We start from the raw sequence: 11,741 nt of genomic DNA on the forward strand, positions 1-11,741 counted from the left end.
ATCAGTATTTGAAACAATACGGGAGGCGCCGGCAATCCAGCAGGATCGCGCAGCGCCTGCATGATCATTCCAGTGTCCATCATGGGTCACTCCTCCTGAGCCGAAGTCCATTGCGCCGAAACCTGGCGGCGCTGCTGCGCAATCAGCCGCTCTACGTTGTCACCACGGTTAACGGCAGCCAAATAATGCGCCACGGCTCGCGCCTCTTCCTCGGGCAAATCAATACGCGGCATATAGGGCTGTGTGCCGTGCTTGAGCGGGCCCTGTAAAAAAGCCAAGATCAAATCCTCATCAACAGCGCGGTGCAGTTTGTCCGGGATGTTACGCAGCGGCGCACCGGGCTCCAACGCGTGGCAATTGGCGCAAGCGATTTTAGTCAGCAGTTGACCAACCTCCAGTCGATTTTGATCAGTCACGGTACGCAACCGCTCGGGCACAAAGGGGTGCAGCTTCAAATACCCGTGCTCAGCTAGACGATCCACTTCCGCTTCAATGCCCTTGCCGGGCACGTCGCGCGCAATCACCTGATTGCTGTAGATGTATTGCCCTGCCACATAGGGCTTGCGCATGGATTCGCGCATGCGCTCTTCGGGCCAGACCCCGACGATTGCCACAAAAAGAAACACCGCAGCCGCCAAGGAAGCATGAATGCGCTGCGGTTGCCACCACGCAAACAGCAACCACAACGTTGCCACCGCAAAAACGGCGACCATGCCTTGCGCATAGACGGGCTTGAGGTGCGCATGCAGCATCACGATGGCGTTTTGCGGCAGGGTCTGCAGATAGTAAAAAAACATCATCACTGCGAACAAGCCGCCCACCAGGCCTATGGGCGCCAAAAAGCGCACCACTTCGCGGCGCAACTCCAAATCCCGCATGCGACTGGCCACCATCAGTCCGACCACCACCGCCATGACGAACATCGATCCGGTGCGAGTACCCAAATGAGCAAAGAAGTTTAAGTTGTAGAACGCGTCGTTGGTGGAGCCGGTCAGGTACCACCCGTCATGCCCGGGCCACATCATGAAAGAAAGGATCCCCACAATCAACAACATGGTCGCCCACGACGCCAGCGCAAACGACCAGGTCAGCTTCAAATGGGTTTTCGCATCCACTTTACCAATCAGGTAAACCAGCGCATAAACGCCGATCACCTCCACGGTGAAGTAAACCCATTCCGCCGCCCATACCCATACAAAGTTATGAATCAATCCACCAACACCGCGCGGACTGGCCACCGTGATGGCATACCAGATGCCGGGCCCAGTGATCGATCCAATAATGTAGGAAAAGACCAGCAAAAACATGCCGTACTTCTTGATGAACTCCATCCATTGCGGCTTGTTCTCGCGGTAGGCTTTGGTTTCGAGCAAGGCGAACAAAAAGGAGGCTCCCACCGAGGTGTGGGAAGCCACCACATGGATCACACCAATGATCCCCATCACCCAAGCCGTGCCTATACCAGGCACATACCAGGTTGGGTAAAAGCCAAGAATTTCCATCATGCACTCCGCCAAGAATTCGTGTGGGCCGATCCGCCTTGCGCATCGGCTTGCGCGCGACGCGTTCGATCGCGTTCAGATCCGCTACGAGCAACGTCGTCGAGATGTCGTTGGAGCCAGCGTTGTGGCGCGTGGCGTCTGCCATGCCAAAGACGGGCGCCCGATACGGCCTCTTGCGGCCGCAGCCGACCCCTACGGCTTTTCAACGAGACCATGCGCCCCGTCCGCAGCCGTCTTTTCGCTCGAAAAAAAGAAAGGGCTGTCAAAACCGCCGTGGAGGCGCACGACTCCACCACGACCCCGGGCGCGCATCGATCCACGGCAAGCCCATCTGGCGCACCGCAATCGGCCCGCCGCAAACGTCCCATAGCGGCGCCAATACCAGCGCCGGATCAACCGGCAACGCTGGCCAACGCCAGGGCAGCAAGCAATAGCCACATGCGGGCTCGTGGGGATCGGGTGCGTTTTGAGAAGTCGAATCTGGCGCCTCGGCGGGCAAAAGCATCCAGCGCGTCCCTTGTGCGGAACAGACTTCCGCCCACACGCCGCGCTGCAACTGCAACCAACGCGACACGCTGGGTGCGATGGCAGCCCACAGCATGACACCCACCAACCCCCAAAGAAGGGTTGAGCGCCAGCGTGGAGAAACGCCCCGCAAGACGGCCCAGTCCATTGATTGATAAATATCAAGATATGATTATCTATTGTAAAAAGCAACAACAAAAGGCCCTTACTAGGGAGAACCCTTAGGCATGGGTCTCACGCGTGGCCCGATTCAAGCCTGGCTCGGACTTGCAACCCAAGTCATTGCGGTTTGCTAAAGTTAACTTCATGCAGTCGCTGCCGCGCGATCCTTGGCCATCGCAACTGCCTCCGGCGTTCTTCGCAGCGCTGCCGCCGCAGCCTCAACCGGAGGTCTTAGACGAGCCCGAGCGCGCCGCATGGCGGTTGCTGCTGGGTCTGCCTGAAGCAGTGCTGATCTTGGACGCGCAACTGCGGGTGCAGGCCGCCAACCCTGCCGCGCAGGCGTTGCTGCGTCCGCCCCTCACGCCGCAGGCGGCGCGCACCCGCCTGTGGCACGACGCGCTGCAAGACGGTTGGCTGCAAGCGTTGTGGCCGTGGGCGGCCTCCGCGCTGCGGGGCGAGCGCGCGGAATGGGTCTTGCCCGACCCTGGCGGCGACGCCACCCGCCAATGGAACGTGCGGCTGGAGCCCGACCGGCTGCACGGCCGCGTGGTTGGATTGCTGTTGCTGGCGCGCGCGCAGGCCGCCGCCGCGCCACGGGATGCCCAGCTCGCCAACCCCTTGACGCCCCCCTCGCTGCGCGCTCCCCAGCACGCTCCACCGCTGCCTCTGGCTCGCTGGATCGCATGGGCCGATGGACTGCGGGAGGCGGCCATTTTTTTTCTCGACGCCCACGGAGCGATCTGCGAATGGCCCGCCAGCGCCGAGCGGCTGCTGGGCTACCCAGCGCAGGCGGTGCTGGGCACCCCAGGCCCCGACGGCGACGATGCGCCGCACCCCTTGCCAGCCGACACGCCACAGGCCCTGGAACGCGCCGCACTGCTGGGGCAAAGCGAATCGATGGGCTGGCTGCGCCGCTACGACGGTTCGCGGCTGTGGGCGCAAGTGGTCTTTACGGCGTTGAGCGACACTGACGGGCAGCCTTTGGGTACCGCCTGCCTGGTGCGCGACATGACCGAAGTGCGTCGGCTGGAGGAGTTGCTGCGCGAGCTCAACCAAGCGCTGGAGCGCAAAGTGCAGCAGCGCACGCAGGCGCTGCAGGCGGCGGTGGAGGACTTGGAGGCGTTCGCCTCTTCCGTCTCCCACGACCTGCGCGCGCCGCTGCGCCACATCACCAGCTACGTGCAGCTGCTGCGCGAGGATCTGGGCGCGCCGCCGACCCCGGAGGTGGCCGAGGATCTGCGCACGATCGAGAACGCCGCCGCCCATATGGGCCGGCTGATCGAGGGCTTGCTGGCGTTTGCGCGCACCGGCCATGCTGCGCTGCAGTGGCAACCAGTGGACATGCTCAGCCTGCTGCGCGCCAGCCTCAACCGCGTGCTGCACGACCCCGCGCTGCAGCGCCCGGAAGATGAAATCGAGTTGCGCCTGCCGGCGGCGCTGCCTGCCGTCCACGGCGACCCGCTGCTGCTGGCGCGGGTGTGGGACAACCTGCTGGCCAACGCCTTGAAATATTCGCGCCCGCGCCACCCCGCCGTCATCGAAGTCGGCGGCGAACTTCAACGCCGTCCTGACGGCACTCCATTGGCGGTGTTTTGGGTGCGGGATAACGGCGTGGGCTTTGATCCGGCGCAGGCCGAGCGGCTGTTTGGCATGTTTCAGCGCCTGCACCGCGCGCAGGACTTCGACGGCACCGGCATCGGCTTGGCGCTGGCGCGACGCATCGTCGAGCGCCACGGCGGCTGGATTCAAGCCGAAGGCCGGCCCGACGCCGGCGCCACTTTCACCTTCGCTTTGCCGTCGCTGGACGACACGGCCCCCGCCGGCGGGGACGAGCCGTGACCGCAGCAGTGCTCGATGCGGCCGCCACGCCCCGACGCCTTCGTCGCCGCGGTCGGCGCCTTCACCCCGCGCATGGTGGAATGGGCGCCAGACGTCTGCCGGCATCTAGCCGCCACCGGTACGCTGGTGATAGACACCCGCGATGCCGACCACGAGGCCGGCGATCTGCTGCAGGCGGGCCTTGACGTGGCAGCCCTGCCGACGCTGGCGGATGTGGTGCGCGACACGCCAGCGTGGCAACGCGCCCGCCGCGCTGGCGGATCGGTGTTCTTCAAAAGCTGCGGCTGGGCCGGCTGGGACTTGGCCGCGGCCCGCTGCGCGCTGGCGCGGGCGCCCCTTTGACCTTTTGCGCCGCTTTTCCAAGGAGATCATTTCGATGGTGCAACGCTTCGATGTCGGCCCCCGTTTGTCGGAAATGGCCATCCACCACGGCACGGTTTATCTGGCGGGCCAGGTGCCCGAGGACGCGACGCAGGATATCGAAGGACAAACGCGCCAGGTGCTGGCGGCCATCGACGCGCTGCTGGCCCGTGCCGGCACCGACAAAAGCAAGTTGTTGATGGTGCAGATTTATCTGGCCGACATGGCCGATTACGACGGCATGAACCGCGCCTGGGACGCTTGGGTGCCCGCCGGGCACACCCCTCCTCGCGCCACCGTGCAGGCCCGGCTGGCCCGGCCAGAGTGGAAAGTGGAAATCGTGGCCACGGCGGCGCTGTAGCCTGCGCCACACGACAGCGCCGCCGCCGTCACCGATCAGGTCGAGCGACCGTGGCCCGATCAGGATGAAGGGCCAGGATCCAGCTCGACCTCCACCCAACCGCGCACGCTGTTGAGCCACGCCCACGCCTGCACGCGCGGCACGTCATCCAGCGTCAGCACCCGCTCCTGCAGCCGCCCTTGGCGCAGCAGCTGCGCGCGCATGACGCCGGGCAACAGCCCGCAGCGCACCGGCGGCGTCACCCACACCCCATCGAGCCGCGCGGCGATGTTGGCCAGCGTGCCCTCAGTCAGCTCGCCGCGCTCGTTGTAGAGCAGCACATCCACGTACCCGGGCGGCGCGCGATGCGCCTCGTAATGCTGGCGCAGCGTGGTCTTGTGACGCACCAACAACGCATCGGCCACCTGCAGCGGCGCGCGGGCCAGCGTGACGCGCGCCGGGTGCGGCCACGGCGCCAGCGGCGCCGCTTCAGCCTGCACTTGACCGGCGCGATTGAGCCGCACGCGCACCTTGTGCACGCCGCTGGGGCGCTGCCGTGCCAAGGTCGCCACCGCTTGCAGCCAGCGCCGTCGCACCGCCCGCACCTGCCGCTCAGCCCATGGCCAGCCAAACGCCAGCGCCGCCGCCCAGGTGCGCCGCCAGTGGGCCCGCCAGCGCAGCGGGCGGCCCTCTTGCAACCGCAGCGATTCCAGCAATTCAAACGGCTGGGCCGCTCGGTGCAGCAGCTGCGTTTTGGCCTCCCATTCGCGCAATTCCGCTTCGGGATCCGAATCCCAGGTCACCCCGCTGCCCACGCCGTAGCTCACCCAGGCGCGTTGCGGCGAGCCGTGCAGCGCCAAGGTGCGAATTGGCACGTTGAGCGTGACGCGTCCTCCGGGCTGCATCAACCCCAGCGCGCCGCAATAGACGCCGCGCGGGTCGCGCTCCAGCTCGCCGATCAGCCGCATCGCCTCCCCTTTGGGCGCGCCGGTCACCGAGCCGCATGGAAAGACCGCCGCCATCAACTCCGACAGCCGCAGCCCGGCCCGCGCCTCAGCCTGCACGGTGCTGGTCATCTGCCACACCGTCGGCAGCGCCTGCAAGGCCAACAATTCGGTGACGCGCACGCTGCCGGTGCGGGCCACCCGGCCCAAATCGTTGCGCAGCAGATCGACGATCATGATGTTTTCGGCGCGCTCCTTGGGGTCGTCGCGCAGCCGCTGGGCGGCGGCCCGGTCGGCCTGCGGGTCGGGCTGGCGCGGCGCGGTGCCCTTCATCGGCTGCGCCGTCAGCGTCGAGCCGTGCCAATCGACAAAAAGTTCCGGCGACAGGCTCAGCAGCGCCCATGGCTGCACCGCCAGCGGCGCAGCCTCCAGCAGCATGGCGTAGCCGCCCGGCTGCGCATCGCGCAGACGGTCAAACCAGGCGCGCAGCGCCAACGGGGTTTGCGCCGGGTCGTCCGCGCACCACGACGCGCGCCGCCGTTCGGTCAGGTTGACTTGATAGCACACCCCTTGCTCGATGCGCTGACGAATGGTGGCCAGAGCCACGCGCGCCTGATCAGCCGTCCACGGGCGCTGCCACGAGTCCAGCCGCCAGCCCGCCTCGAAGCTGTGGGCCTGCGGCGCCCAAGGCTGCGCATCCGCGTAGGCTGCCCACAGCGCGTAGGCTGAGCCCGGCGGCAACGCGCGCCATGGCAAGCGAGGCCACCAGGCTTGTGCAGCCTCGTAAGCCACCCAGCCGACGCACCACAGCCCGCCACAGGCCGCGGCGTGCACCTCATCCAGCAAAGCCGGCACTTCCGCCGGCGTGCGCGCCACCCACACGCGCACCGGCTGCTGCAGATGCCAACGCCAGCGCGGCCCGGCGGGCTGCAGGGGATCGGCAAAATCAACCCACGCTTGCACCGTCATGCCCGCGGGCCTCACACGTGGGGCAGCGGCAGGCGCTGCTCATGCTTGACTTCTTCCATCACCGCATACGTTCGGGTCTCGCGCACGCCAGGCAGTTGCCACAGCACGTCGCCCGCAAAGCGGCGGTAATCGGCCATGTCGGCCACGCGCGTCTTGAGCAGGTAGTCAAAACCGCCAGCCACCATGTGGCACTCCAGTACCTGCGGCGCGGCCTGCACCGCAGCCTTGAAATGCTCAAACACGTTGGGCGTGGTGCGATCCAACAACACCTCCACGAACACCAGCAAGCCCGCGCCCAGCTTGGCCGGGTTGAGCCGCGCTTCATACCCGAGGATCACGCCGTCGCGCACCAGCCGCTGCACCCGCGCCAGCGCCGCCGCCGGCGACAAACCCACGGTCTGCGCCAGCCGCTGGTTGGTGATGCGACCGTCGCGCTGCAGCACGTCCAGGATGCGCAGATCCAAGCGGTCGAGACCCGGCGGCAAAGCCAAAGAAGATTTGGATAAACCCGACATCAATCAGCATCCAATTTCACCAAAATCCACAAAAAACAAATCCTATTTAGCCGCAAACCCAGCAGACTAGCGCCAAGTTTAACGCTGCGTTTCTGCTTGCACCCATGGGGACGCCTCTGAATGCTGCCAACCCGGGCGCGGTTGTGCCCGCGCCCTCCACCCTGCCGCTGGCCGACGGTCCGATCGCGCGCGCCCCGACCATGGCGGCGCTGCCGGCACGCGCGCGCGCGCCGGAACCTGAACTGCTGCCGCCGCTGCTGGATGAGGCCCGGCTGGACGCCGCCACCGGCGCGCGCGTGGCGGCGCTGGCGCGGCGGCTGGCCGAGGGGCTGCGCCGGCGCGCCCCGCAGCGCGGCCGCGAGGGGCTGGTGCAGGCGCTGCTGCAGGAATACGCCCTGTCGTCGCAGGAAGGCGTGGCGCTGATGTGCCTGGCCGAGGCGCTGCTGCGCATCCCGGATGCCGCCACACGCGACGCGCTGATCCGCGACAAGATCGGCCGCGGCGACTGGCGCGCCCACCTGGGCCGCAGCCCCTCGGCCTTCGTCAACGCCGCCACCTGGGGCCTGCTGCTGACCGGACGCCTGACCGCCACCCACAGCGAGGAGGGGCTGGGCGCGGCGCTCACCGGCCTGCTGCGCAAGGGCGGCGAGCCGCTGATCCGCCGCGCGGTGGACATGGCGATGCGGCTGCTCGGCGAGCAGTTCGTCACCGGGCAGACGATCGAGCAGGCGCTCCAGCGCGCCCGCGCGCGCGAGGCGCAGGGCTTTCGCTACTCCTACGACATGCTCGGCGAGGCGGCGCTGACCGAGGAAGACGCGCAGCGCTACTTCGACGCCTACCACGCCGCGATCGAGGCCATTGGCGCGGCCAACGCCGGCCGCGGCGTGATCGACGGCCCGGGCGTGTCGATCAAGCTGTCGGCGCTGCACCCGCGCTACAGCCGCGCCCAGTATGCGCGCGTGATGGAGGAGCTCTACCCGCGGCTGCGCACGCTGGCCGAAGCGGCGCGCGCCGTCGACATCGGCCTGCACATCGACGCCGAGGAAAGCGAGCGGCTGGAGCTGTCGCTGGATTTGCTCGAGCGCCTGGCGCACGAGCCGTCGCTGGCCGGCTGGGCGGGCCTGGGCTTCGTCATCCAGGCGTATCAGAAGCGCGCGCCGGCGGTGGTCGATCATGTGATCGCGCTGGCGCGGCGCAGCGGGCGGCGGCTGCTGGTGCGGCTGGTCAAGGGCGCCTACTGGGACAGCGAGATCAAGCGCGCCCAGCTCGACGGGCTGGATTACCCGGTTTACACCCGCAAAGCCTACACCGACGTGGCGTACCTGGCCTGCGCGCGGCGGCTGCTGGCCGCGCCGGAGGCGGTGTTCCCGCAGTTCGCCACCCACAACGCGCAGACGCTGGCGGCGATCCACGAGATGGCCGACCCCGCCGCCTGGCACCCGCACCAGTACGAGTTCCAGTGCCTGCACGGCATGGGCGAGCCGCTCTACGAGCAGGTGGTGGCGCCGGTGGAGGCCGGGGGCCTGGGCCGCCCCTGCCGCATCTACGCCCCGGTCGGCACGCACGAGACGCTGCTGGCCTACCTGGTGCGCCGCCTGCTGGAAAACGGCGCCAACACTTCGTTCGTGCACCGCATCGCGGACGTGGCCGTGCCGCTCGCGTCGCTGGTGGAAGACCCCGTGGCCACCGTCGAGGGCTGGGCGCGCGCGCAAGGTGCCGTGGGCCTGCCGCATCCCCGCATCCCGGCCCCGGCGGCGCTGTATGGCGAGGCACGCGTCAACAGCGCCGGGCTGGATCTGAACGACGAAGGGACGCTCGCCACCCTGCAGCGCGCGCTGGACGCGAGCCGCGCCGCGCCGCTGCACGCCAGCCCGCTGCTGGCTGAAGGGCTGACGCCCGCTGGCGGAGGCGCGGCGCGCCCCGTCGTCAACCCCGCCGACCACGGCGACGGGGTCGGCACGGTGGTGGACGCCAGCCCCGACGACGTCGCCCCCGCCGTGGCCGCGGCGCAGACCGCCGCACCGCGCTGGGCCGCCACCGCGCCCGAGGCGCGCGCCGCCATCCTGCGCCGTGCGGCGGATGCGCTGCAGGCGCAGATGCCGGCGTTCGTGGCGCTGCTGATGCGCGAGGCCGGCAAGACCGCCGCCAACGCGGTGGCCGAGGTGCGCGAGGCGATCGACTTCCTGCGCTTCGACGCCGCGCAGATCACCGACGCGCACTGGCCGCGCGCGGCCCGGCCGCTCGGGCCGGTGGCGTGCATCAGCCCGTGGAACTTTCCGCTGGCGATCTTCACCGGGCAGATCGCCGCCGCGCTGGCCGCCGGCAACCCGGTGCTGGCCAAGCCGGCGGAGCAGACGCCGCTGGTGGCCGCGCGCATGACCGCGCTGCTGCACGAGGCCGGCGTGCCGCGCGACGTGCTGCAGCTGCTGCCCGGCCCCGGCGAGACGGTCGGCGCGGCGCTGGTGGCCGACGCGCGCATCGCCGGCGTGGTGTTCACCGGCTCCACCGAGGTGGCGCGGCTGTTGCAGCGGGCACTGGCGGGCCGCACGCGCACCGGCGCGGACGGGCGCGCGCAGCCGGTGCCGCTGATCGCCGAGACCGGCGGCCAGAACGCCATGGTCGTGGACACGTCGGCGCTGCCGGAGCAGGTGGTGCAGGACGTGCTCGCCTCCGCGTTCGACAGCGCCGGCCAGCGCTGCTCGGCGCTGCGCGTGCTGTGCGTGCAGGAGGAGGCCGCGCCGCGCCTGCTGGCGATGCTGCGCGGCGCGATGCGCGAGCTGCGCCTGGGCGCGCCCACCCGGCTGGCCACCGACGTCGGCCCGGTGATCGACGAAGCGGCGCGCGCCGGCATCGTCGCCCACGTCGAGGCGATGCGCGCGCGCGGCGCCGCCGTCTGGCAGCTGCCGCTGCCGCCGCAGGCGCAGGCCGGCACCTTCGTGCCGCCGACGCTGATCGAGCTGGACGGCCTGCGCCTGCCGGAGCGCGAGGTGTTCGGCCCCGTGCTGCACGTGCTGCGCTGGCGGCGCGAGCAGCTGCCGGCGCTGATCGAGGCCATCCACGCCACCGGCTACGGCCTGACGTTCGGCGTGCACAGCCGCATCGACGAGACGATCGAGGCGCTGACGCAGCGGGTACGCGCCGGCAACCACTACGTCAACCGCAACATGATCGGCGCGGTGGTCGGGGTGCAGCCGTTTGGCGGTGAAGGGCTCTCAGGCACCGGGCCGAAGGCCGGCGGGCCGCTGTACCTCTACCGGCTGCTGGCCGACCCGCCCGCCGACGCGGTGGCACGGGCGCGCGCCTTCGTCGGGGCGGAGGAACCGTCGGACTGGCGCGCGCCGGTGGTGCTGCGCGGCCCCACGGGCCAGCGCGACACCTGGACGCTGCGGCCGCGCCGGAGCGTGCTGTGCGTGGCACGCGAGGCCGCCACGCGCCGCGCGATGGCCGACGTGGTGCAGGCGCTGGGCGGCCAGCCGCTGGAGCTGGATGAGGCCGCCCCCTTGGACGCGGCGCTGGCCGCCCTGCCGGCGGCGCCGGAGGTGGCGTGGTTCGACGGCGACGCCGAGCGGCTGGTGGCGCTGCAGCAGGCGCTGGCAGCGCGGCCCGGGCCGGTGGTGCCGGTCGTCACCGGCGCGCCCGACGCGGCGCAGCCGCCCGCGGGGCTGCTGACCGAGCGCAGCGTCAGCGTCAACACCGCCGCCGCTGGCGGCAACGCCACGCTGATGGCGCTGGACTGAGGCGCGGCCGACGCCGGTGCCCGGCACGACCGCCGCGACCGGGGCGCGGTCCGGCGCCGCTCAAGCCGCCGGGTCAGCCGACTCGGCGGCGTAGGCCCGCCGCCCGAAGATCGCGCTGCCGACGCGCACCAGCGTGCTGCCCTCGGCGATGGCCAGCTCCAGGTCGTCGCTCATGCCCATCGACAGCGTGTCGAAGTCCTCGGGCGCGCCGAGCTGCGCGCGCAGCTGGTGAAACAGCTGCGCGGCCTGCGCGAACACGCGCCGCATCGCCGCCGCATCCGGCTGCGGGTCGGGGATGCCCATCAGCCCGCGCAGCCGCAGCCGCGGCAGCGCCGCCACCGCCTGCGCCAGCGCCAGCGCCTCGGCCGGCGCCACGCCCGCCTTGGTCGGCGCGCCATCGACGTTGACCTGCAGGCACACCTGCAGTGGCGGCAAGTGCGCCGGGCGCTGCGCGCTCAAGCGCTGCGCGATCTTGAGCCGATCGACCGACTGCACCCAGTCGAAGTGCTCGGCCACCAGCCGTGTCTTGTTGCTCTGCAGCGGCCCGATGCAGTGCCACTCCAGGCCGGCCACGCCGGCCTCGCGCAGCGCGGCGATCTTCTCCACGCCTTCCTGCACGTAGTTCTCGCCGAAGGCGCGCTGGCCGGCGGCAGCGGCCTCGGCCACCGCCGCCGGGCCGAAGGTCTTGGACACCGCCAGCAGCCGCACCGCGGCCGGGTCGCGCCCGGCGGCAGCGCAGGCGCGCGCGATGCGCTCACGCACGGCTTGGAGGCGATCCGCAATCGTTGCCATAATGGTGCGTTGGATTCCACGGGTGTGGAGCAAGCCGCCTACAACTCAACCCCATC

The 11,741-nt window shown here is 69.6% G+C and carries 8 protein-coding genes and 1 pseudogene; 4 read left to right on the top strand and 5 right to left on the bottom strand.

Going from position 1 to position 11,741, the window contains the following annotated elements; translation table 11 throughout:
• Positions 1-86: 86 nt before the first annotated feature.
• Both Talka_RS02995 and Talka_RS12270 read right to left on the bottom strand, forming a co-directional pair.
• Entirely contained in the window at positions 87-1,505 is a 1,419-nt protein-coding gene (locus Talka_RS02995; protein ID WP_246100543.1) for a c-type cytochrome, read from the bottom strand.
• Between the two features lie 259 nt (positions 1,506-1,764).
• Complete coding sequence (locus Talka_RS12270; protein ID WP_143889630.1) at positions 1,765-2,175, bottom strand: DUF2946 domain-containing protein; 411 nt, start codon at positions 2,173-2,175, stop codon at positions 1,765-1,767.
• A 158-nt stretch (positions 2,176-2,333) separates the two neighbouring features.
• Here Talka_RS12270 and Talka_RS03005 point away from each other — a divergent pair, with 158 nt between their 5' ends.
• The 3 genes and pseudogenes from Talka_RS03005 (at position 2,334) to Talka_RS03015 (ending at position 4,749) form a co-directional block, all read left to right on the top strand.
• A complete protein-coding gene (locus tag Talka_RS03005) occupies positions 2,334-4,028 on the top strand; it encodes a sensor histidine kinase (RefSeq protein ID WP_143889631.1) in 1,695 nt (564 codons plus the stop codon).
• A 24-nt stretch (positions 4,029-4,052) separates the two neighbouring features.
• Positions 4,053-4,370 (top strand): annotated as a pseudogene (locus Talka_RS03010) (delta(1)-pyrroline-2-carboxylate reductase family protein); the annotation flags it as partial.
• 34 nt (positions 4,371-4,404) lie between these two features.
• A complete protein-coding gene (locus tag Talka_RS03015; RefSeq protein ID WP_143889632.1) occupies positions 4,405-4,749 on the top strand; it encodes a RidA family protein in 345 nt (114 codons plus the stop codon).
• 59 nt (positions 4,750-4,808) lie between these two features.
• Here the strand turns inward: Talka_RS03015 and Talka_RS03020 are convergent, their stop codons facing one another.
• Entirely contained in the window at positions 4,809-6,641 is a 1,833-nt protein-coding gene (locus tag Talka_RS03020; RefSeq protein WP_143889633.1) for a chorismate-binding protein, read from the bottom strand.
• 11 nt (positions 6,642-6,652) lie between these two features.
• Complete coding sequence (locus tag Talka_RS03025) at positions 6,653-7,156, bottom strand: Lrp/AsnC ligand binding domain-containing protein (RefSeq protein ID WP_143889634.1); 504 nt, start codon at positions 7,154-7,156, stop codon at positions 6,653-6,655.
• A gap of 104 nt (positions 7,157-7,260) precedes the next feature.
• On the opposite strand from Talka_RS03025, the gene putA reads away from it, so the two are divergent.
• Positions 7,261-10,893, top strand: a complete 3,633-nt coding sequence (gene putA, locus Talka_RS03030; protein WP_143889635.1) for a bifunctional proline dehydrogenase/L-glutamate gamma-semialdehyde dehydrogenase PutA — start codon at positions 7,261-7,263, stop codon at positions 10,891-10,893.
• A gap of 60 nt (positions 10,894-10,953) precedes the next feature.
• Here the strand turns inward: putA and Talka_RS03035 are convergent, their stop codons facing one another.
• Positions 10,954-11,685 carry a YggS family pyridoxal phosphate-dependent enzyme gene (locus tag Talka_RS03035; protein ID WP_143889636.1) on the bottom strand — a complete coding sequence of 244 codons (732 nt, stop codon included), beginning with the start codon at positions 11,683-11,685 and terminating at the stop codon, positions 10,954-10,956.
• Between the last annotated feature and the right edge of the window lie 56 nt (positions 11,686-11,741).

It is taken from the genome of Tepidimonas alkaliphilus (genome assembly GCF_007556595.1).
Lineage (GTDB): Bacteria > Pseudomonadota > Gammaproteobacteria > Burkholderiales > Burkholderiaceae_C > Tepidimonas > Tepidimonas alkaliphila.

Excerpts from the sequence above, each read along its gene's own strand:
- Talka_RS03015 (WP_143889632.1), top strand. The coding sequence starts at position 4,405 with ATGGTGCAACGCTTCGATGTCGGCCCCCGTTTGTCGGAAATGGCCATC.
- Talka_RS03005 (WP_143889631.1), top strand. The coding sequence starts at position 2,334 with ATGCAGTCGCTGCCGCGCGATCCTTGGCCATCGCAACTGCCTCCGGCG.
- putA (WP_143889635.1), top strand. The coding sequence starts at position 7,261 with ATGGGGACGCCTCTGAATGCTGCCAACCCGGGCGCGGTTGTGCCCGCG.
- Talka_RS12270 (WP_143889630.1), bottom strand. The coding sequence starts at position 2,175 with ATGGACTGGGCCGTCTTGCGGGGCGTTTCTCCACGCTGGCGCTCAACC.
- Talka_RS03025 (WP_143889634.1), bottom strand. The coding sequence starts at position 7,156 with ATGTCGGGTTTATCCAAATCTTCTTTGGCTTTGCCGCCGGGTCTCGAC.
- Talka_RS02995 (WP_246100543.1), bottom strand. The coding sequence starts at position 1,505 with ATGATGGAAATTCTTGGCTTTTACCCAACCTGGTATGTGCCTGGTATA.
- Talka_RS03020 (WP_143889633.1), bottom strand. The coding sequence starts at position 6,641 with ATGACGGTGCAAGCGTGGGTTGATTTTGCCGATCCCCTGCAGCCCGCC.
- Talka_RS03035 (WP_143889636.1), bottom strand. The coding sequence starts at position 11,685 with ATGGCAACGATTGCGGATCGCCTCCAAGCCGTGCGTGAGCGCATCGCG.